At 72.9% G+C, this 24,906-nt stretch carries 1 protein-coding gene; it reads left to right on the top strand.

Annotated elements, in window-relative coordinates; genetic code table 11:
* Positions 1-121: 121 nt before the first annotated feature.
* On the top strand, positions 122-24,904 hold the full coding sequence (locus OG906_RS35575; RefSeq protein WP_329448404.1) for a non-ribosomal peptide synthase/polyketide synthase: 24,783 nt from the start codon (positions 122-124) through the stop codon (positions 24,902-24,904).
* The last annotated feature ends 2 nt before the right edge of the window (positions 24,905-24,906 follow it).

Genomic DNA, 24,906 nt, shown 5'->3' with positions numbered 1-24,906 from the left:
GGTCGATCTCCCGCCCGGCCGTGGCAGCTTTCTGCAACCGGCGTTGTCCTGGCCGAAAGCACCCTGTTAGAAATGCTCCGTTGCCTTGATTTCCGCCAATTTACATTGAGGGTGAGTGGCTGTGTCCGATTCTCGGGGTCCCCTGCTGCCGCTGACCGCCGCCCAGTCGGGTGTCTGGTACGCGCAACAGCTGAATCCACAGAACACCATCTTCAACACCGGCGAATTCCTGGAAATCAACGGACCGGTGGACGCGGAACTCTTCGAGGCGGCACTGCGGCGCGTCGTCACGGAAGCCGAGACCCTGCGCCTGCGCTTCCTCGACGCCGAGGGCGGCCCCGCCGCCCGGCTCGTGCCCGCCGAGGACCTCGACTGGTCCCTGCACGTCGTGGACGTCAGCGCCGCCCCGAACCCGCGGGCCGCCGCCCGGGCCTGGATGGCCGAGGACTTCGCCACCCCCCTGGACACCGAGCACGACCAGCTCTTCCTCTTCGCCCTCTTCAAAGTCGCCGAAGACCGCCACCTGTGGCTGCACCGCTACCACCACCTGCTGGTCGACGGCTTCACCGTCAACCTGGTCGCCCGGCGCACCGCCGCCGTGTACTCCGCGCTGGTCGCCGGCGAACCCGTCCCGGACAGCCCCTTCGCCCCGCTGAACCTGCTGCTCGAAGAGAAGGCCGCGTACCTGGACTCGGAGCGCTTCGGCGCCGACCGCGGCTACTGGATCAACCGGCTCAAGGAAGCCCCCGAGCCCGTCAGCCTCTCCGGCGAACAACCGGGCCTGGCAGGCTCACTGGCCCGGCGCACCGCCTACCTCGGCCAGAGCGAGACCGACCGACTGCGCGCCCTGGCCTCCGACGCCGCCGTCACCTGGCCGCCCGTGCTCATCGCCGCCGTCGCCCTGTGGCTCCAGCGGCTCACCGGCGCCCCCGAGATCGTGCTCGGCCTGCCCGTCTCCACCCGCCTCGGCAAGAACGCCCGCAGCGTCCCCGGCATGGTCTCCAACGTGCTGCCGCTGCGCGTCGCCATCAGCCCGGACAACACCGTCGAAGAACTGCTGAACCAGGTCTCCGGCGAGATGCGCGCCGCCATGAAGCACCAGCGCTACCAGTTCGAGGACCTGCGCCGCGACCTCGGGATGCTCGCCGACGAACGCCGCCTGGTCGGCCCGCACGTCAACATCATGATGTTCGACTACGACCTGCGCTTCGGCGGTCACACCGCGCACCCCCACAACCTGTCCATCGGCCCCGCCGACGACATCTCCTTCATCGTCTACGACCGCGGCACCGCCTCCGGCCTCCAGATCGACTTCGACGCCAACCCCGACCTGTACGGCGACGAGGACCTGCGCGCCTACCAGCTGACCTTCCTCGACTTCCTGCACCGGCTCGGCAACACCGCCCTCGACGAGAGCGTCGGCTCCCTCGCCCTCGACACCTCGACCCTGCCGTCGCGCGCGCTCGCCGCCGCCACGCCCGCGACCGCGCCGAAGACCGCGCCCCCCGCCCCCGCCTCCCGGGCGCCGCGCACCGACGCGGAGGAGGCCCTGTGCCGGCTCTTCACCGAGGTCCTCGGCCAACAGGTCGTCTCCGTCGACGACAACTTCTTCCTCCTCGGCGGCAGTTCCCTCCAGGTGACCCGACTCGTCGCCCGGATCCGCACGGAGCTCCGGGCCGAGCTGACCCTGCGCACGGTCTTCGAGAACGCGACGGTCGCCACCCTCGCCCACGCCCTGGGCCTCGCCACCGAGGTCGCCCGGCCCGCGCTCACCGCGCTCCCGCGGCCCGAACCGCTACCCCTCTCGGCGGCCCAGAACCGACTGTGGTTCCTCAACCAGATGGAGGACGGCAGCGGTCAGGCCGCCTACAACGACGGGCTGGCCGTCGAGCTCACCGGCCGGCTCGACACCGAGGCCCTGCGCGCCGCGCTGGCCGACGTCGTGGCCCGCCACGAGAGCCTGCGAACCGTCTTCCCGGTCCGTGACGGCGCCCCCTGCCAACGCGTCCTGGACGCCGTCGACGCCCGCCCCGAACTCCTCGTCACCGAGGTCGCGGACGAGGCCGCACTGGAGGCGGAGCCGGCGCTCGCCGCCGCCCGCGGCTTCGACCTGGGCACCGAGATCCCGGTCCGCGCCCACCTCTTCACCCTCACCCCCGAGCGCCACACCCTGCTGCTGGTGGTCCACCACATCGCCGGCGACGGCTGGTCCGTGGCCCCCTTCACCCGCGACCTCAGCCAGGCGTACGCCGCACGACTGCGCGGCAGCGCGCCCCCGTACACGCCGCTGCCCGTCCAGTACGCCGACTACACCCTCTGGCAGCGGGACCTGCTCGGCGACGAGAACGATCCGAACGGCGTGCTCTCCCGGCAGATCGCGCACTGGAGGGACACCCTCGGCGGCCTGCCCGAAGAGCTCGCCCTGCCCACCGACCGGCCCCGCCCTGCCGTCGCCGGTCACCAGGGAGGACGGGCCGGCTTCACGCTCGCCCCCGAGGTCCACGAACGGCTGCTCACCCTCGCCCAGGACAGCGGGACCAGCGTCTTCATGGTGGCGCAGGCCGCTCTCGCCGCCCTGCTGCACCGCCTCGGCGCCGGGGACGACATCCCCGTCGGCACCGTCATCGCCGGCCGCACCGACGAGGCACTCGGGGACCTGGTCGGCTTCTTCGTCAACACCCTGGTGCTGCGCACCGACCTCTCCGGCAACCCGACGTTCCGCCAACTCCTGGATCGCGTACGCGAGTACGACCTCACCGCCTACGCCAACCAGGACGTGCCCTTCGAGCGGCTCGTGGAGATCCTGAACCCGGTGCGCTCGCTCGCCCGCCACCCACTGGTCCAGGTCACCCTCGCCCTGGAGGACAACGCCGAACCGGTCCTCGACCTCCCCGGCCTGACCGCGACGGTGCGCCGGCTGGAGACCGACACCGCCAAGTTCGACCTGTCCTTCCGGCTCGGCGAGCGCCACACCGACGACGGCCGGCCCGCGGGTGTCGACGGCACCATCGAGTTCGCCCGCGACCTCTTCGACGACGAGACCGCCGCCGGGCTCGGCGAGCGCTTCCGGCGGCTGATCGAGGCCGTCACCGCCGACCCCGCCCTCCCCGTCGCAGCCGTCGACCTCCTCGGCGCCGCCGAGCGGACCCGCGTCCTGGAGGACTGGAACGACACCGGCGTGCCGCTGCCGTACGCGACCACGCCCGAACTCTTCGCCGCCCAGGTCGCCCGCACCCCCGACACGGTCGCCCTCGTCCACGAGGACACCACCCTCACCTACCGCGAACTCGACGAGCGCGCCGGACGACTGGCCCGACTGCTCACCGAACAGGGCGCCGCGCGCGGCCGCTCCGTCGCCGTGGCCCTGGGCCGAGGCGTCGACACGGTCGTCAGCCTGCTCGCCACGATGAAGGCCGGCGCGACCTACGTCCCGGTCGACCCGGCGTACCCGGCCGAGCGCATCGCGTACATCCTCGACGACGCCCGGCCCGCCCTCGTCGTCACCACCACCGCCCTCCAGGACGCCCTGCCCGCGGCCGACATCCCGCTGCTGCTGCCGGAGCGGACCCCGCTGCCCGCCGAAACCCTCCCGGACGTCCCGCTCACCCCGCAGGACGCGGCGTACATCATCTACACCTCCGGATCCACCGGCCGCCCCAAGGGCGTCGTCGTCAGCCACCACGGCGTCGCCGCCATGGCCGCCGCCCACCGGGAGAGGTTCGGCGGCGGCCCCGGCCACCGGGTGCTGCAGTTCTCCTCGCCCAGCTTCGACGCCTCCATATGGGAGATGCTCACCACCCTGACGACGGGCTCGGCCCTGGTCCTCGCGCCCACCGAGCGGCTGGCCGCGGGCGAGCCGTTGGCGACGCTCCTCGCCGAACAGCGGGTCACGCACGCCACCCTGCCGCCCGTCGTGCTCGCCGCGATGGGGGAGGCCCGGATTCCCGAGGGCATGACCCTGGTCACCGCCGGCGAGGCCTGCTCCGCCGAACTCGTCGCCCGCTGGTCACCCGGCCGCACCATGGTCAACGCCTACGGCCCCACCGAGTCGACCGTCTGCGCCACCATGAGCGGCCCCCTCGCCCCGCACACCGGCGCCCCCACCATCGGCCGCCCCATCACCAACACGCGCGTCTACGTCCTGGACCGCGACCTCAACCCCGTACCGCCCGGCGTTCCCGGCGAGCTCTACCTCACCGGCTCCGGCCTTGCCCGCGGCTACCTGGGCCGGCCCGGCCTGACCGCCGAACGCTTCACCGCCGACCCCCACGGGGGGCCCGGCGCCCGCATGTACCGCACCGGCGACCTCGCCCGCTGGACCGCCGACGGCGAACTCGACTACCTCGGCCGCGCCGACGACCAGGTCAAGATCCGCGGCTTCCGCATCGAACCCGGCGAGATCGAGGCCGCCCTCACCGGCCACCCCACCGTCGCCCAGGCCGCCGTACTCGTCCGCGAGGACCACCCCGGCGACAAGCGGCTCATCGCCTACGTCGTCCCCGCCGACACCCGGACCGGCGCCGACCCGGCAGCACTGCGCGTCCACGTCGCCGCCGCCCTGCCCGCGTACATGGTGCCCGCCGCCGTCCTCGTCCTGGACGCCCTGCCCGTCACCACCAACGGCAAGCTCGACAAGCGGGCCCTGCCCGCCCCCGACTTCACCGGCCCGGGCGAAGGCCGCGCCCCCCGCACCGACCGGGAAGACCTCCTCGCCACCCTGTTCGCCGAAGTCCTCGACCTGGAGCGGGTCTCCATCGACGACAGCTTCTTCGACCTCGGCGGCCACTCCCTCCTCGCCACCCGTCTCATCAGCCGCATCCGCACCGAGGCCGGCGCCGAACTCACCGTCCGCTCCCTCTTCGAGAACCCCACCGTCGCCACCCTGGCCGCCGCCCTCGACGGCGCCGCCGACGCCCGCGCAGCGGTCCGGCCACAGGTCCGACCGGCGGAGATCCCCCTCTCCCACACCCAACGCCGGCTCTGGTTCCTCAACCACTTCGACGGCCCCAGCGGCACCTACAACCTCGGCCTCTCCCTGCGCCTGCGCGGCCCGGTCGACGACAACGCGCTGGAAGCCGCGCTGGCCGACGTCACCACCCGCCACGAGGCCCTGCGCACCGTCTTCCCCGACACCGACGGCCGCCCGCGCCAGCTGATCCTCGACCCGGCCGACCCGGCCTCCCGGCCGCTGCTCCACCGCTCCACGATCGCCGCCGACGCCCTGGACGACACCCTCGCGCAGGCCGCGGGCGAGGGCTTCGACGTGACCCGCGAGACACCGGTCCGCGCCCACCTGTTCAGCCTCGGCGAGGACGACCACGCCCTCCTCGTCGTCCTCCACCACATCGCGGGCGACGGCTGGTCCCTGGCCCCGCTCGCACGGGACCTGTCCACCGCCTACGCGGCCCGACTGGGCGGCGCCGCACCGCGGTTCACGCCGCTTCCGGTGCAGTACGCGGACCACACCCTGTGGCAGCGCGAGGTCCTCGGCGACGAGGACGACCCGGCGAGCGAGCTGTCCCGACAGGTCGAGCACTGGCGGAGCGCCCTCGCGGGCCTCCCCGAGGAGCTGGCGCTTCCCACGGACCGACCACGCCCGGCCCGACTGAGCTACCGCGGCGACACCATCGGCTTCACCGTCCCGTCCGCGACCCGCGCCCGCCTCGACGACCTCGCCCGCGCCGCCGGCACCAGCCTCTTCATGGTCGTCCAGGCAGCCCTGGCCACGCTGTTGCACCGGCTCGGCGCGGGCACGGACATTCCCCTCGGCTCCCCCATCGCGGGGCGTACGGACGAGGCCCTGGACGACCTGGTGGGGTTCTTCGTGAACACGCTGGTGTTGCGGACCGACGTGTCGGGGGATCCGACGTTCCGGGAGCTGGTGGAACGGGTGCGGGAAGCGGACCTGGCGGCGTACGCCCACCAGGACGTGCCCTTCGAGCGGCTGGTGGAGGTGCTGAACCCCGAACGGTCCATGGCCCGCCACCCCCTCTTCCAGGTCTCCTTCCAACTCCAGAACCTGCCCTCCGACCGCCTCACCCTGCCCGGCGTCGAGGTGAGCGACCGGCCGGTCCGTCTCGACACCGCCAAGTTCGATCTCTCCTTCACCCTGGCCGAGGCCGAGACCGGCCTCGAAGGCAGCCTCGAATACGCCGTCGACCTCTTCGATCGGGCGACCGCGCACGCCCTCTGCGCCCGGCTGGTGGCCGTGCTGGAAGCCGTCGCGGACGACCCGGACCTGCGGGTGGGCGCGGTCGAGGTCCTCTCCGACCGCGAGCGCGCGCAAGCGCTGGGGGAGTGGGCCGGCATCGGGCGCGAGCTGGACCCGGTCACCTTCCACGGTCTGTTCGAGGCCTCGACGGACCGCACCCCGGACGCGCCCGCCCTGGTCAGCGGTGCGCTCGTGCTCTCGTACGCCGAGGTGGAGGCGCGGGCGAACCGGCTGGCGCACTGGCTCACGGGCCGGGGTGTCGGTCCCGAGGGCGTGGTGGCACTGGTGCTGCCGCGCTCCGTGGACATCGTCATCGCCCAGTTGGCCGTGCTGAAGGCCGGCGCGGCCTACCTCCCGGTCGACCCGCAGTACCCGGCGGATCGCATCGCCTACATGCTCGATGACGCCCGCCCGGTGCTGGTGCTGCGCGAACTTCCACAAACCGCCGAAGAGCCGGTGACCCGCCCGACGGTGGACCTCTCGTTCACCCACCCCGCCTACGTCATCTACACGTCGGGCTCGACGGGCCGCCCGAAGGGCGTCGTCGTCGGCCACGAGGGCCTGGCGAGCTTCGCCGCCGCCGAGATCGAGCGCTTCGACGTCGACGCCGACAGCCGGGTCCTCCAATTCGCCTCGCCGAGCTTCGACGCCTCGGTCCTGGAGCTGGTCATGACCTTCGCCGCCGGCGCGACGCTGGTCGTGCCCCCGGCCGGTCCGCTCGCGGGCGAGGTCCTCGCCGAGGTCCTCGATGCCGAGCGCATCACCCACGCCCTGATCCCGCCCGCCGCCCTGGCGAGCGTCCCGGCCGCCGCGTTCCCGCACTTCCGCTCACTGATCGTCGGCGGTGACGCCACCTCCGCCGAACTGGTCGACCGCTGGGCCCCCGGCCGCCGCATGGTCAACGCCTACGGCCCCACGGAGTCCACCGTCGTCGCGACCGCCTCGACGCCCCTCACCGCCGGCTCCGGGGTGCCGTCGATCGGTACGCCGATCCCCAACACCCGTACGTACGTGCTCGACGAGCTGTTGCGTCCGGTCGCGCCGGGCGTGGCGGGTGAGCTGTACATCGCGGGCGCGGGTCTGGCGCGTGGCTATCTGGGCCGTCCGGCCCTGACCGCCGAACGTTTCGTGGCGGATCCGTACGGCTCTGCGGGCAGCCGCATGTACCGCACCGGTGACCTCGCCCGCCGGTCGCGGACCGGCGAACTGGACTACCTGGGCCGCTCCGACGACCAGGTCAAGGTGCGCGGCTTCCGCATCGAACTCGGCGAGATCGAAACCGTGCTCGGCGGACACGCCCACGTCGCCCAGAACGCCGTGATCGTCCGCGAGGACCAGCCCGGCATCAAGCGCCTCGTCGCCTACGCCGTCCCGGCCCACGGCGCGGCCCTGGACGCGGACGCGCTGCGCGCCCACATCGCCGCCGCGTTGCCGGAGTACATGGTCCCGTCCGCCTTCGTCGAGCTGGACGCCCTCCCGCTCACCGTCAACGGCAAGCTCGACCGCAAGCAGCTCCCCGCCCCGGAGTACGGCGGGGCCGGCCAGGGGCGCGGGCCCCGTACGGGCCCGGAGGAGATCCTCTGCGGCATCTACGCCGAGCTGCTCGGCCTCGACTCCGTCTCCGTCGAGGACAGTTTCTTCGAGCTGGGTGGGGACAGCATCGTGTCGATTCAGTTGGTGAGTCGGGCGCGTGGTGCGGGTTTGGTGTTGTCGGCGCGTGAGGTGTTCCAGTTTCGGACGCCGGAGGCGTTGGCGGTGGTGGCGCGGGCCGTTGACGGGGTGGTGGTGGAGGATCCGGGCGCGGGTCTTGGTGTGGTTGCGGAGACTCCGATCGTGGGTTGGCTGCGTGAGTTGGGTGGTCCGGTGGGGGGTTTCCATCAGGCGATGGTGGTGCGGACGCCGGCGGGTGCCTCGTACGAGGGGTTGGAGTCGGCTCTTCAGGTCCTGCTCGATCACCATGACGTGTTGCGTGCGCGTCTGGTGCGTGGGGGGTCGGTGTGGAACCTGGAGGTCGGCGAGCCGGGTGCCGTGCGGGCGGCGGAGGTGTTGCGTCGCGCGGAGGACGGGGTCACGGTCGCGGCCGAGTCGCGGGCGGCGCGGTCGAGGTTGGTGCCGGAGTCGGGGGTGATGGTTCAGGCGGTGTGGTTCGAGGATGCGGGCCGGTTGTTGTTGGTGGCCCATCACCTGGTGGTGGACGGTGTGTCCTGGCGTGTTCTGCTTCCGGATCTGGGGCGGGCTTATGAGGGCGCGGTTCTGGAGCCGGTGGGTACGTCGTTCCGGCGTTGGGCGGACAGTCTCACGACTCTCGACCACAGTGCAGAACTCCCTGTGTGGGAGGGGCAGTTGTCGGGTGGTGATGTTCTGATCGGGTCTGGTGCGTTGGATCCGGTGCGGGACACGGCGGGGACGGTTCGGCATCTTTCGTTGACGTTGCCGGTCGAGGTGACGGCGTCGTTGTTGACGGAGGTCGCGGCGCGGTATCGGGCGGGCGTCAATGATGTGTTGTTGACGGGTTTCGCTCTGGCGGTCGCCGGTTGGCGTTCGGATGTCTCGACGGAGGTTCTGGTCGATCTGGAGGGCCATGGGCGGGAGTCGGTGGTCGAGGGGGTGGATCTGTCTCGGACGGTGGGTTGGTTCACGAGCATGTTCCCGGTCCGGTTGGACGCGGGTTCGGGTGGGGACCTGGGTCGTGCGTTGAAGCGGGTGAAGGAGCAGTTGCACGCGTTGCCGGACAACGGCATCGGTTATGGCCTGCTGCGTTACACCGACCCCGAGACCGCGGCTGTTCTTGCCGCTTTCGCCGGTCCGCAGATCGGGTTCAACTACCTGGGTCGGTTCGATGCCACCGCGGGTGAGGGTGGTGAGTGGTCGCTGTGCTCCGACGTCGATCTCGGTGATGGTCGTGAGCCCGGCATGCGGCTGGCGCACGCGCTGGATTTGAACGCGGTGACGCTCGATCACGCGGATGGTCCGCGTCTGGTGGCTGATTGGTCGTGGCCGGCGGCTCTGTTCGGTGAGGAGGAGGTGCGGGCGCTGGCGGAGGGCTGGTTCCGGGCTCTGCGGGACCTGGCCGAGCATGCGGCGAGTGACGGGGCCGGTGGGTTGACTCCGTCCGATGTGCGTCCGCTGGTTTCCGTGACTCAGGAGCAGATCGAGGCTCTGGAGGCCGAGCACGGTCGTCTGACTGATGTGCTGCCGCTCTCGCCGCTCCAGCAGGGTCTGTTCTTCCACGCCGTCTACGACACCCAGGGCGAGGACGTCTACACCGTCCAACTCGCCCTCGACATCGAAGGTCCCCTCCGGCCCCGATCGCTGCACGCCGCCGCCGGTACCCTCCTGTCCCGCCACGGCGCCCTGCGCGCCGCGTTCCACCACGAGGGCCTCGACGCACCCGTCCAGGTCATCCCCGAGAGCGTCGACCTGCCCTGGACCGACATCGACCTCACCACGCTCCCCGAGGCCGAACGCGAGAGCGCCGTCCAGGCCTGGATGACCGAGGACCGGGCCGTGCGCTTCGATCCCGCACGGGCTCCCCTGATGCGGTTCGCCCTGCTCAAGACGGGTGCGGAGCAGCACCGACTGGTCATGACGAACCACCACATCCTGCTCGACGGCTGGTCCATGCCCGTCCTGGTCAAGGAACTCCTGACGCTCTACGGCCGCTCCGGCGACGGCTCCGCCCTGCCCCGCGTCACTCCCCACCGCGACTACCTGACGTGGATCGCCGGCCAGGACCGCGGTGTCGCCGAGGCCGCCTGGCGGCGGGTGCTCGACGGCCTCGACGAGCCCACCCTGGTCGCCCCCGCGGGCCGTGACGGCAGCCCCGCCACCCCCGACCGGGTCACCGTCGACGTCCCGGCCGCCCTCACCGCACGGCTCACCGACCTCACCCGCTCGGCCGGCGTCACCCTCAACACCCTCTTCCAGGCCGCGTGGGCGATCGTCGTGGGCCGGCTCACCGGCCGTGAGGACGTGGTCTTCGGAGGCACCGTCTCCGGCCGCCCGCCCCAGGTCCCCGGCATCGAGTCGATGGTCGGCCTGTTCATCAACACGCTCCCCGTCCGCGTCACCCTCGACCCCGCCGAAACCCTCGGCGCCCTCCTGGAACGACTCCAGGCCCAACAGGCCTCCCTCATGGACCACCAGTACCTGGGGCTGACCGACCTCCAACAGGTCACGGGCCTCGGCGAACTCTTCGACACCCTGGTCGTCTTCGAGAACTACCCGCTCGACGCCGACGTCCTGGACATCGGCGGAGGGCTCCGCATCACCGGCATCGAGGGCCACGACGCCACCCACTACCCGCTGATCCTCACCGCCGTCCCCGGCGAACGCCTGCAACTGCGCCTCGACTTCCGCACCGACCTGTTCGACGCGGCCGCCGCGAACGCGCTGATGGACTGCGTTGTCCGAGTCCTGGAGAGCGCGCCGGACCACCAGGCCGGCCCCGTCGGCCGGATCCCGCTGCTCGCCGAGGACGAGCGGCAGCGGCTGCTGGTCTCCTTCAACGACACCGAGCGCCAGGACGCGCCGTCCGACCGGGGCGTGCCCCGGCTCTTCGCCGACCTCGTCTCCTGGACCTCGGCCACCGAGGCCGTCGTCTCGGCCGACGGCACGCTCTCCTACGGTGAGCTGGACGCCCGCGCCAACCGCCTCGCCCACCGGCTGCTCGCCGCCGGCGTGCGCCCCGAGGACCGGGTGGCGGTGCTCATGGACCGCTCGCCGGACCTGGTCGCGACCCTCCTCGCCGTCCTCAAGGCCGGCGGCGCCTACGTCCCGCTCGACCCGCGCTTCCCCGAACAGCGGATGCGGCACATCCTCGCCGAGACCGGAGCCGGCGTCCTCGTCGCCGACTCGGCCGCCGCCGCCGAGGCGTTCGCCGCCGGCGTGAGCGTGATCGAGGCCGGTCCCGCCCTCGCCGACGGTCCGGCCCACGATCCGGACGTCGCCATCGAACCGGACCAGCTGGCCTACGTCATGTTCACCTCCGGCTCCACCGGTGTGCCCAAGGGGGTCGGCGTCACCCACCGCGACATCGTGGCGCTCGCCGAGGACCGCCGATTCGAGGCCGGGCACGAGCGGGTGCTGCTGCACTCGCCGACCGCCTTCGACGCCTCCACGTACGAGCTGTGGGTGCCGCTGCTCGGCGGCGGCCAGGTCGTCGTGGCGCCGGCCGGAGACCTGGACGCGGTCCGGCTGCGCGAGACCGTCGCCCGGTACGGCGTCACGGCCCTGTGGCTGACGGCCGGCCTCTTCCGCCTGATCGCCGAGGACGGGCCCGGATGCCTGGCACGGGTGAGCCAGGTGTGGACCGGCGGGGACGTCGTTCCCGCCGCCGCGGTCCGCCGCGTCCTGGAAGCCTGCCCGGGTCTGACGGTCGTCGACGGCTACGGGCCCACCGAGACCACCACGTTCGCCACCACCCACCGCCTGGACTCCGCGGCCGAGGTCGCGCACAGCGTGCCGATCGGCCGCCCCCTCGACGGCATGCGGGTCTACGTCCTCGACGCGGCGCTGCGCCCCGTTCCACAGGGTGTCCCCGGTGAGCTGTACATCGCGGGCGCCGGCCTGGCCCGCGGGTACCTGGGCCGCCCCGGACCCACCTCCGAGCGGTTCGTCGCCGACCCGTACGGGCCGGCCGCGAGCCGGATGTACCGCACCGGAGACCTGGCGCGCTGGGACGCCGACGGCCGGATCGAGTACCTCGGCCGCACCGACGACCAGGTCAAGGTGCGCGGCTTCCGCATCGAACTCGGCGAGATCGAGTCCGTGCTCGCCCGGCATCCCGACGTCGCGCAGGTCGCCGTCCTGGTCCGCGAGGACCGGCCCGGCGACCAGCGGATCGTCGCCTACGTCGTCCCCGCCCCTCCCGGCGCCCCGGCCCTCGACGCGCTTCGCGAGCACGTGGCGGGCCGGCTGCCCGCCTTCATGGCGCCCTCCGCGTACGTCACCCTGGAGACCCTGCCGCTGACCGCCAACGGAAAGGTCGACCGGCGGGCCCTGCCCGCCCCCGAGGCCACCGCGGCGGCCGCCGGCCGGGCGCCGCGGACCCCGCAGGAGGAGATCCTCGCCGGACTGTTCGCCGAGATCCTCGCACTGCCCGCGGTCGGGGCCGACGAGAGCTTCTTCGACCTCGGCGGCCACTCGCTGCTCGCCACCCGCATGGTCTCCCGCGTCCGTTCCGTCTTCGGCGTGGAGCTCGCCGTCCGCGCCCTCTTCGAGGCCCCGACCGTCGCCGCCCTCGCCGAGCGGATCTCGGTCGCCGGGGAGGCCCGCACGGCCCTGACCGTCCGGGAGCGGCCCGAGGTGATCCCGCTGTCGCCCGCCCAGCGGCGGCTGTGGTTCCTCAACCGGTTCGAGGGCGCGAGCGCCTCGTACAACCTCCCGCTCGCGCTGCGGCTCGACGGCGACCTCGACCAGGGGGCGCTGCGCGCCGCACTCCACGACGTGAGCGCCCGACACGAGAGCCTGCGAACCGTCTTCCCCGACCTCGACGGCCGACCACGCCAGTGGGTGCTGCCGGTCGCGGGGGCGGCGCCCGCGCTGCCCGTCGTCGACCTCGCCGAGGAGGAGCTGGACGGGGCGCTCGCCGAAGCCGTCGCCGAAGGCTTCGACCTCACCTCGCAGCCGCCGCTGCGAGCCCACCTGTTCCGTGTCCGCGCCACCGAGCACGTGCTGCTCGTGGTCCTCCACCACATCGCCGGCGACGGCTGGTCCCTGGCCCCCTTCGCCCGCGACCTGGGCATCGCCTACGACGCCCGGCGCGGCGGCGCGGCCCCCGCCTGGGAGCCGCTGCCCGTCCAGTACGCCGACTACACCTTGTGGCAGCGCGACGTACTCGGCGACGAGAGCGACCCGCGGAGCCCCCTGGCCCGCCAGATCAACCACTGGCGCACCGCGCTCGCCGGCCTGCCGGAGGAACTGTCCCTGCCGGCCGACCGGACCCGCCCCGCCGCCGCCACCCACCGCGGCGACAGCGTCCCGCTGCGGATGCCCGCCGAACTCCACGAGCGCATCGTCACCGTCGCCCGCGCACACGACGCCAGCGTCTTCATGATCGTGCAGGCGGCCCTCGCCGCCCTGCTCGGCCGCCTCGGCGCCGGCGAGGACATCCCCATAGGCAGCGTCATCGCGGGCCGGACCGACGAGGCACTCGACGAACTGGTCGGGTTCTTCGTCAACACGCTGGTCCTGCGCACCGACCTGTCCGGCGACCCCACCTTCGCCGAACTCATCGCACGGGTGAGGGAATCGGACCTCGCGGCCCACGCCCACCAGGACGTGCCGTTCGAGCGCCTCGTCGAGGTGCTGAACCCGGTGCGCTCGCAGGCCCGGCACCCCCTCTTCCAGGTGATGCTGGCCTTCCAGAACAACGCCGAGGCCACCTTGGCCCTCGACGGACTCACCGCCACCGCGCTGCCCGTACGGCTGGAAGCCGCCAAGTTCGACCTGCTGTTCTCGCTGGAGGAGACCTTCACCGCGGCCGGCGGGCCGGCCGGCCTGAACGGGGTCGTCGAGTACGCGGCCGACCTGTTCGACCGCGCGACCGCCGAAACGATCGGCGCCCGCCTGACCCGGCTGCTCGCCGCCGTCACCGCCGACCCCGCCCTCCCGGTCGCCGCCGTCGACGTCCTCACCGACGAGGAACGCCGCCAGGTCCTCGGGGAGTGGAACGACACGCGTCGGGACGTCGCCGACCACACCGTGCCCGAGCTGTTCCAGGCCCAGGCCGCCCGCACGCCCGACGCCCCGGCCGTCCTGCACGCCGGCAGCGAGCTGACGTACCGTGAGCTGAACGCGCGGGCCAACCGGCTCGCCCGGCTGCTGGTCACCGAGGGCGCGGGCCCCGAGCGGTTCGTCGCACTGACCCTGCCCCGCACCGCCGACACGATCGTGGCGCTGCTGGCCGTACTGAAGTCCGGCGCGGCCTACGTGCCGGTGGACCCCGGCTACCCGTCCGACCGCATCACCTCCATGCTGGACGACGCCCGGCCCGCGCTGGTCCTCACCACCCGCGAGGCCGCGGCCGTCCTGCCCGACGGCGTGCGCGTCCTGATCCTCGACGACACCGCCACTCGGGAGCGCCTCGACGCCCTCGCCGACCACGACCTCGGCGACGCCGAACGGGCCCGCCCCCTCAACACGCGCCACCCCGCGTACGTCATCTACACCTCGGGCTCGACCGGCCGCCCCAAGGGAGTGGTCGTCAGCCACCGCAACGTGGCCGATCTCGCCGCCTGGGCGGTCGCCGACATCGGCCCCGAGCGGCTCTCGAACGTACTGGCCGCGACCTCGCTCAACTTCGACGTCTCCGTCTTCGAGATGTTCGGACCGCTGCTCAGCGGCGGCCGCATCGAAGTCGTCCGCGACGTGCTCGCCCTCCTCGAAACCGAGGGACGCGACTACAGCCTGATCAGCGCCGTGCCCTCGGCCCTCGCCCACACCATCGGCCAGGCGGGCGCCCCCCGCCTCGGCGCGGACCTCGTGGTCCTCGCCGGCGAGGGCCTCCCCGCCCACACCGCGAACACCATCCGGTCCGCCGTGCCCGGCTGCACCCTCGCCAACATCTACGGCCCCACCGAGGCCACCGTGTACGCCACCGCCTGGTACGGCACACCCGGCGAGACCTCCTCCGAGCGCACCCCGCCCATCGGCCGGCCCCGCCACAACACCCGTGCCCTGGTGCTCGACTCCGGCCTGCGGCCGGTGGCGCCTGGTGTGCCGGGGGAGTTGTACCTCGCGGGTGCGGGTCTGGCCCGCGGCTACCTCGGTCGTCCCGGGTTGACGGCGGAGCGTTTCGTCGCCGATCCGTACGGGGAGCCGGGCACGCGCATGTACCGCACCGGAGACCTGGTGCGCTGGAGCGCCGACGGGCAGATCGAGTACCTGGGGCGCACCGACTTCCAGGTCAAGGTGCGCGGCTTCCGCATCGAACTCGGCGAGATCGAGGCCGTGCTCGCCCGGCATCCCGACGTCGCGCAGGTCGCCGTGCTGGTCCGCGAGGACCGGCCCGGCGACCAGCGGATCGTCGCCTACACCGTGCCCGCCGGCGACGCCTGCGACGCCGCCGCCCTGCGTGCGCACGTCGCCGCCGCCCTGCCCGAGTACATGGTCCCGGCCGCCTTCGTCACCCTGGCCGCGCTGCCCCTCAACACGAACGGCAAGCTCGACCGCAAGGCGCTGCCCGCCCCCGACTTCGCCGACCGGCCGGCCGGCCGGGCCCCCGCCAACCCGCGCGAAGAGGCCCTCGCCGCGCTCTTCGCCGAGGTCCTCGGCGTACCGCGGGTCGGCGTTGACGACAGCTTCTTCGACCTCGGCGGTCACTCGCTGCTCGCCACCCGCGTGGTCAGCCGCGTCCGCTCGCTGTTCGGCGCCGAGCTCGCCGTCCGCGCGCTCTTCGAGGCCCCGACCGTCGCCGCGCTCAGCGAGCGGCTCGGCGACGCCGTCCCCGCCCGCCAGGCCCTGGTGGCCCGGGTCCGCCCCGAGACCGTGCCGCTGTCACCCGCCCAGCGCCGCCTGTGGTTCCTCAACCGCTTCGAGGAGCGCACCGGCACCTACAACCTGCCGCTGGCCGTCCGGCTCACCGGCCACCTCGACCCGCGGGCCCTCCACGCGGCCATCGGCGACGTCGTGGCCCGGCACGAGAGCCTGCGCACCGTCTTCCCCGACACCGACGGCCGCCCGCGCCAGCAGGTCCTCGCGGCCGACAGCGCACGGCCCGTCCTGGAGACCCTGACCTTCACCCCGGACGCACTCGCCGAGGCCGCGGCCCGGGACTTCGACCTCGCGACCGAAGCCCCGCTGCGCGCCCACCTGTTCACCCTCGCGCCCGACACCCACCTCCTGCTCGTCGTCGTCCACCACATCGCGGCCGACGGCTGGTCCATGGCCCCCCTCGCCCGCGACCTCGGCGACGCCTACACCGCCCGGCTCGGCGGCGCGGCCCCCGCCTGGGAGCCGCTGCCCGTCCAGTACGCCGACTACACCCTGTGGCAGCGCGAGGTACTGGGCGACGAGCACGACCAGGGCAGCGAACTCGCCCGCCAGGTCGCCTACTGGCAGCACACCCTGGCCCGCCTCCCCGAAGAGCTGCCCCTGCCCGCCGACCGCCCGCGCCCCGCGGAGATGAGCTTCCGCGGCGACACCGTGCCGCTGGAGATCCCGGCACGCGCGCACGCACCGCTCGCCGAACTGGCGCGCGAGACCCGGGCGAGCGTCTTCATGGTGATACAGGCGGCCCTCGCCGCCGTACTCGGCCGCCTCGGCGCCGGCACCGACATCCCCATCGGCTCGCCCATCGCGGGCCGCACCGACGAGGCCCTCGACCAACTGGTCGGCTTCTTCGTCAACACCCTCGTCCTGCGCACCGACGTCTCCGGCGACCCGACCTTCCGCGAACTCGTCGAACGCGTCCGGGAAACGGACCTCGCGGCCTACGCCCACCAAGATGTCCCCTTCGAGCGGCTCGTCGAGCTGCTCAACCCCGAGCGCTCCCTCGCCCGGCACCCGCTCTTCCAGGTCATGCTCTCCCTCCAGAACAACGCCGAGGCCACCTTCGGGCTCGACGGCCTCACCGTCGCACCGCACCCGGTCACCGTCGACGGAGCCAAGTTCGACCTGTCCTTCCAACTCGCCGAGGATTTCACGACCGACGGGGTCCCCGCCGGCCTGGGCGGCCGCCTCGAATACGCGACGGACCTCTTCGACCGCGAGAGCGCCCAAGACCTCGCGGACCGCTTCGCCCGCGCCGTCACCGCGCTGGTCACCGCCCCCGACCACCCCCTGTCCACGCTCGCCGTCCTCACCGACGAGGAACGCCGCCGCGTGCTCGACGAGTGGAACGACACCGCCCGCCCCGTGCCCGCCACCACCCTGCCCGCCCTCTTCGAGCAGCAGGCCGCCCGCACCCCGCAGGCCACCGCCCTGGTCGCCGGCGACACCCGTCTCACCTACGCCGAACTGGACGCCAAGGCCAACAAACTGGCCCGGCTGCTGATCGGCCGGGGCATCGGCCCCGAGAACCACGTCGCCGTGGCCCTGCCCCGCACCGCCGACCTCGTCGTCGCCGTACTCGCCGTCACCAAGGCCGGGGCCGCCTACGTCCCCATCGACCCGACGCACCCCGCCGGCCGCATCGCCCGGCTGCTCCAGGACGTCGCCGTCGCCGCCGTCATCACCGGCGCCGGAGCCCGCGACGCGATACCCGCGGACCGGGGCGGCATCCGCGTCGACCTAGGATCCCCGGCGGTCGCCCGGACACTGAGCGACCTGCCCGACACGGCACCCGACGACACCCTGCGCACGGCCCGGCTACGCCCGAGCCACCCGGTGTACGTCATCCACACCTCCGGCTCCACCGGCCGCCCCAAGGGCGTCGTCGTCACCCACGCGGGCCTGACCAACCTGTTCCACCACCACTTCGACGAGCTGTACGCGGCCGAGATCACCGACGCGGGACGCCCGCTGCGGGCCGCCCTCACCGCCGCCGTCTCCTTCGACGCCTCGCTCGACCCGCTGCTGTGGATGGTCGCGGGGCACGAACTCCACCTGATCGACGACGAGACCCGCCGGGAACCGGCCGCACTGATCGACTACGTGCGTGCGCACGGCGTCGACTTCATGGAGCTCACCCCGTCCTACGCGGAGCAGCTCGTCGAGGAGGGCCTGGTGCGCGACGAGCGGGCCCGCCCGCGGATCCTCGCCCTCGGCGGCGAGGCCGTGAGCCCCGCCCTCTGGCAGGAACTCGCCCGAACCCCCGGCATCACCGGCTACAACCTGTACGGCCCCACCGAGGCCACCGTCGACACCCTGACCGCACGCACCACCGACACGGCCGGGCCGCTCATCGGCCGGCCCGTCGGCAACGCCCGTACGTACGTGCTCGACGAGCTGTTGCGTCCGGTCGCGCCGGGCGTGGCCGGTGAGCTGTACATCGCGGGCGCGGGTCTGGCGCGTGGCTATCTGGGCCGGCCGGCCCTGACCGCCGAACGTTTCGTGGCGGATCCGTACGGCCCCGCGGGCAGCCGCATGTACCGCACCGGCGACGTGGTCCGCTGGACCCGCGAAGGCCTGCTGGACTACCTGGGCCGCTCCGACGACCAGGTCAAGGTGCGCGGCTTCCGCATCGAACTCGGCGAGATCGAGAACGCACTGGCCCACTACGAGGGCACGAACCGGTCCGCGGTGATCGTCCGCGAGGACCAGCCGGGCATCAAGCGCCTGGTGGCGTACGTCGTGCCGCGCAGCGGCGCCCTCGACACGGCCGCGGTGCGCGCCCACCTCGCCGCCACACTCCCGGAGTACATGGTCCCGTCCGCCTTCGTCGAGCTGGACGCGCTCCCGCTCACCGTCAACGGCAAGCTCGACCGGGGCGCCCTGCCGGAGCCTCGCCTCACCGGCGGCGCCACGGGCCGGGCACCGCGCACCGAGCGCGAGGAACTGCTGTGCCGGCTGTACGGCGAGCTCCTCGGTGTGGAGCGGGTGTCGGTCGAGGACAGTTTCTTCGAGCTGGGTGGGGACAGCATCGTGTCGATTCAGTTGGTGAGTCGGGCGCGTGGTGCGGGTTTGGTGTTGTCGGCGCGTGAGGTGTTCCAGTTTCGGACGCCGGAGGCGTTGGCGGTGGTGGCGCGGGCCGTTGACGGGGTGGTGGTGGAGGATCCGGGCGCGGGTCTTGGTGTGGTTGCGGAGACTCCGATCGTGGGTTGGCTGCGTGAGTTGGGTGGTCCGGTGGGGGGTTTCCATCAGGCGATGGTGGTGCGGACGCCGGCGGGTGCCTCGTATGAGGGGTTGGAGTCGGCTCTTCAGGTCCTGCTCGATCACCATGACGTGTTGCGTGCGCGTCTGGTGCGTGGGGGGTCGGTGTGGAATCTGGAGGTCGGCGAGCCGGGTGCCGTGCGGGCGGCGGAGGTGTTGCGTCGCGCGGAGGACGGGGTCACGGTCGCGGCTGAGGCGCGGGCGGCGCGGTCGAGGTTGGTGCCGGAGTCGGGGGTGATGGTTCAGGCGGTGTGGTTCGAGGATGCGGGCCGGTTGTTGTTGGTGGCCCATCACCTGGTGGTGGACGGTGTGTCCTGGCGTGTTCTGCTTCCGGATCTGGGGCGGGCTTATGAGGGCGCGGTTCTGGAGCCGGTGGGTACGTCGTTCCGGCGTTGGGCGGACAGTCTCACGACTCTCGACCGCAGTGCAGAACTCCCTGTGTGGGAGGGGCAGTTGTCGGGTGGTGATGTTCGGGTCGGGTCTGGTGTGTTGGATCCGGTGCGGGACACGGCGGGGACGGTTCGGCATCTTTCGTTGACGTTGCCGGTCGAGGTGACGGCGTCGTTGTTGACGGAGGTCGCGGCGCGGTATCGGGCGGGTGTCAATGATGTGTTGTTGACGGGTTTCGCTCTGGCGGTCGCCGGTTGGCGTTCGGATGTCTCGACGGAGGTTCTGGTCGATCTGGAGGGCCATGGGCGGGAGTCGGTGGTGGAGGGGGTGGATCTGTCTCGGACGGTGGGTTGGTTCACGAGCATGTTCCCGGTCCGGTTGGACGCGGGTTCGGGTGGGGACCTGGGTCGTGCGTTGAAGCGGGTGAAGGAGCAGTTGCACGCGTTGCCGGACAACGGCATCGGTTATGGCCTGCTGCGTTACACCGACCCCGAGACCGCGGCTGTTCTTGCCGCTTTCGCCGGTCCGCAGATCGGGTTCAACTACCTGGGTCGGTTCGATGCCACCGCGGGTGAGGGTGGTGAGTGGTCGTTGTGCTCCGACGTCGATCTCGGTGATGGTCGTGAGCCCGGCATGCGGCTGGCGCACGCGCTGGATTTGAACGCGGTGACGCTCGATCACGCGGATGGTCCGCGTCTGGTGGCTGATTGGTCGTGGCCGGCGGCTCTGTTCGGTGAGGAGGAGGTGCGGGCGCTGGCGGAGGGCTGGTTCCGGGCTCTGCGGGACCTGGCCGCGCACGCGGCGACGGATGAGGCCGGTGGGTTGACTCCGTCCGATGTGCGTCCGCTGGTTTCCGTGACTCAGGAGCAGATCGAGGCTCTGGAGGCCGAGCACGGTCGTCTGACTGATGTGCTGCCGCTCTCGCCGCTCCAGCAGGGTCTGTTCTTCCACGCCGTCTACGACACCCAGGGCGAGGACGTCTACACCGTCCAACTCGCCCTCGACATCGAAGGCCCGGTCGACCGGGCGGCACTGCGCGCCGCCGTACACACCCTGCTCACTCGACACGCCAACCTGCGTGCCGCCTTCCGCCACGAGGGCCTCGACACACCCGTCCAGGTCATCCCCACCGGCTTCGACCTTCCCTGGGAGGAAGTCGACCTGACCCGCCTCCCGGCCGACGAGCGAGATGCCGCGGCCGACCGGATCGTGGCCGAGGACCGGATCCGTCGCTTCGATCTGGCCCGACCCCCCCTGATGCGCTTCACCCTGGCCTCCACCGCGGCCGACCGGCACCGGCTCATCGTCAGCCACCACCACCTGCTCCTCGACGGCTGGTCCATGCCGGTCTTCCTCGGCGAGCTCTTCTCCCTCTACGCGCAGCACGGCGATTCCTCCGCGTTGCCCCGCGTCACCCCGTACCGCGACTACCTCGCCTGGGTGGCCGACCAGGACCACACCGCCGCCGAGAAGGCCTGGCGCCAAGTACTCGACGGCCTGGACGAACCCACCCTCCTCGCCGCACCCGACCCGTCCCGGGCGCCGGTGCTCCCGGTGCGCACCCGACTGGAACTCCCGGAGGCGCAGACGGCCGAGCTGGCCCGCTGGGCGCGCGAACGCGGCGTCACCGTCAACACCGTGGTGCAGGCCGCGTGGGCGATCGTCCTGGGCCGGCTCACCGGCCGTGAGGACGTGGTCTTCGGAGGCACCGTCTCCGGCCGCCCGCCCCAGGTCCCCGGCATCGAGTCGATGGTCGGCCTGTTCATCAACACGCTCCCCGTCCGCGTCACCCTCGACCCCGCCGAAACCCTGGGCGCCCTCCTGGAACGACTCCAGACCCAGCAGGCCGGGCTGATGGACCACCAGTACCTGCCGCTCGCCGACATCCAGCGCGGCGCCGGCCTCGGCGAACTCTTCGACACCCTGGTCGTCTTCGAGAACTACCCGCTCGACGCCGACGAGCTGCGCGGCGCCGCGGGCGGACTCGGCATCGTCGGCGGCGACAACCACGAGAGCACGCACTATCCGCTCAGCCTCACCGTGAGCATGGGGCGCTCCCTCGGCCTCGACCTCGCTCATCGCCCCGACCTGCTCGACCAGGGCCGTGTCGACGCCCTGGCCGCCACCCTGGTGCGGCTGCTCGGTGAGAGCGCGGGACACGCCGGCGTACCCGTCGGGCGACTGCGCCCGACGGTCGCCGCCGACGAGGAACGCGTGCTCGGATCCTGGGCGGGCCGGGCCGCGGCCGAACCCGACGCGGAGCCCCTGACCGCGCGGTTCGCCCGGCAGGCGGCCGAAACCCCCGGGGCCACGGCGGTGATCTGCGGCGCGACCCGGCTCTCGTACGCAGAACTCGACGCCCGCTCCAACCGGCTCGCCCGGCTGCTGGAGGCCCGCGGCGCGGGCCCCGAACGCTACGTGGCCGTCGCTCTGCCCCGCTCCGCCGAGCTGCTCGTCGCCCTCCTCGCGGTGCTCAAGTCCGGCGCCGCCTATGTGCCGCTGGATCCGGAGCACCCGAGTGACCGCCTGGGCTACGTCCTCGCCGACGCCCGCCCCTCGCTGCTGCTCACCACAACCGCCACGGCGGCCACCCTGCCCGGCCTCGACACCGAGACGCTGCTGCTCGACGACCCCCGGACGGAGGCCTCCCTCGCCGAGTACTCCGCCGAAGGGCCGGTGCGCGAACCGGCCGACGGCCGGACGCCCGCGTACGCCATCTACACCTCGGGCTCGACCGGACGCCCCAAGGGCGTGGTGATCCCCCGTGCGGCGCTGGACAACTTCCTGACCGACATGGCCGACCGGGTGCCGATGGACGCCACGGACCGGCTCGTCGCCGTCACCACCGTGTCCTTCGACATCGCCGCCCTGGAGCTGTACCTCCCGCTCCTGGCAGGAGCCGGCGTCGTCGTGGCCGGCAAGGACGAGGTCCTCGACCCCGACGCGCTCGCCGCGCTGATCACCGAGCACCGCGGCACCGTCCTCCAGGCCACCCCCTCCCTGTGGCAGACCCTGACCGGCCAGGTGCCGCAAGCCCTGGCCGGGCTGCGGATGCTCGTCGGAGGCGAGGCCGTACCGGGCGTGCTCGCCGAGGCCATGGTCGCCGCGGGCCGGTCGGTCCTCAACGTCTACGGGCCGACGGAGACGACCATCTGGTCGACCACCGCCGAACTCGACGGCACCGCCGCCGTCCCCTCCATCGGCCGCCCGATCCTCAACACCCGCGTCTACGTCCTGGACGGCGCGCTGCGGCCGGTGGCGCCTGGTGTGCCGGGGGAGTTGTACCTCGCGGGTGCGGGTCTGGCCCGCGGCTACCTGGGCCGTCCCGGGTTGACGGCGGAGCGTTTCGTCGCCGATCCGTACGGGGAGCCGGGCACGCGCATGTACCGCACCGGAGACCTGGTGCGCTGGAGCGCCGACGGCCGGATCGAGTACCTGGGGCGCACCGACTTCCAGGTCAAGGTGCGCGGCTTCCGCATCGAACTCGGCGAGATCGAGGCCGTGCTCGCCCGGCATCCCGACGTCGCGCAGGTCGCCGTCCTGGTCCGCGAGGACCGGCCCGGCAGCAAACTGCTCGTCGGGTACGTCGTCCCGCGCACCGCGTCCGCGGACGCCGCCGCACTGCGTGCGCACGTCGCCGCCGCCCTGCCCGAGTACATGGTCCCGGCCGCCTTCGTCACCCTGGCCGCGCTGCCCCTCAACACGAACGGCAAGCTCGACCGCAAGGCCCTGCCCGCCCCCGACTTCGCCGACCGCCCGGCCGGCCGGGCCCCCGCCAACCCGCGCGAGAAGCTCCTCGCGGAACTGTTCGCGGAAGTCCTCGGGCTCCCCGAGGTCGGCGCCGAGGACAGCTTCTTCACCCTCGGCGGCGACAGCATCACCTCCGTCCGACTGGTGGGCCGCGCCCGCCTGGCAGGCCTGGTGCTGACCCCCCGCGAGGTGTTCGCGCACAAGACGGTCGAGGCACTGGCCGCGGCCCTCCCGCAGACCCCGGCCGAGCTGCTCCTCGCCCTCGACCCGGACGGCGCGGACCCCGCCATCGGGGCCCTGCCGGCCACCCCGATCATCCGCTGGCTGCGGGAACTGGGCGGCCGCATGGACGGGTTCAACCAGTCCGTGGTGACCCCCGTCCCCGGGGACCTCACCGAGGAGGCCCTCGACGCCGTGCTCCAGGCCGTCCTGGACCACCACGACGCACTGCGCGCCCGCCTGGTGCGCACCGCCGGCGACTGGACCCTGTACGTACCGCCGAAGGGCGCACTGCGCGCCGGCGAGGTCATCCACCGCATCGACGTCGCCGGCCTCGGCGACGCGGAACTCGCGGCCCGCGTCGACACGGAGGGCCGTGCCGCCCAGGACCGGCTCAGCCCCGATGCCGGACTGATGGTCCAGGCCGTCTGGTTCGACGCCGGCCCCGACGCCCCCGGCAGGCTGCTGCTCGTCGTCCACCACCTGGTGGTCGACGGGGTGTCCTGGCGGATCCTGATGCCCGACCTCATGGCCGCCCACGAAGCGGTCACCGCCGGCCGGGAACCCGTGCTCGAACCGGTCTGGACGTCCTTCCGCGAGTGGGCCCGCGGCCTCGCCCGGGCGGCGCTCGCCCCCGAACGGGCCGCCGAACTGCCCGTGTGGACCGGCATGCTGAGCGGCTACCAGGAACCCCCGCTCGGCACCCGGGCACTCGACCCGGTGCAGGACGTCGCCGAGACGGCACGCCGGCTCAGCCTGACCCTGCCCGCCGACGTGACCGGCCCCCTCCTCACCACCGTGCCCACCGTGTTCGGCACCGGCGTCAACGAGGTGCTGCTCACCGCGTTCGCGCTCGCCGTCACCGACTGGGACCGGGGCCGGGGCCGGCAGCGCGCCGACGGGGTCCTGCTCGACCTGGAAGGCCACGGCCGCGAGGAGCTCCTCGCCGGCGTCCGACCCGACGCCGACATCTCCCGCACCGTCGGTTGGTTCACCAGCCTCTTCCCGGTCAGGCTCGACCCCGGCGTGCCCGACGGCGACTGGGACGAAGTCCACGCCGCCGGCCCCGCCGTCGGCCGGGCCCTGGCCCGCGTGGCCGGTCAGCTCGCCGCACTGCCCGACAACGGAGCCGGCTACGGCCTGCTGCGCCACCTCAACCCGGAGACGGCCGACGTGCTCGGCGCCCTCCCGGTGCCGCAGCTCGGCTTCAACTACCTCGGCCGGTTCGGCGCCGGCGGGGACGACGACAACGACAACGGGGACGGCGGTCTCGGCGGCAGCGACGCCGCGATGCCCGCCGCGCACGCCCTGGAACTGAACTCCCTGGCCCAGGACCGGCCCGACGGCCCGCACCTGGTCGCCTCCTGGAGCTGGCCCGCCGGGCTGTTCACCGAAGCCGAGGTGAACACCCTCGCCGAGGGCTGGTTCCGGGCCCTGCGCGCCCTGGTGGCCCACGCCGCCGACCCCGCGACCCGGGCAGTGGACCCGGTGGCGCCCCGATCCGCGTCCGCGGAACCCGCGCCGCTGCTCGATCTGGACCAGGACGAGATCGACGCGTTCGAAGAAGACTTCGAGTTCTGAGT

This window comes from Streptomyces sp. NBC_01426 (genome assembly GCF_036231985.1).
Taxonomy (GTDB): Bacteria; Actinomycetota; Actinomycetes; order Streptomycetales; family Streptomycetaceae; genus Streptomyces.
Note: the sequence above shows the minus strand (reverse complement) of the source record. Positions and strands in the feature narration are given on the sequence as shown.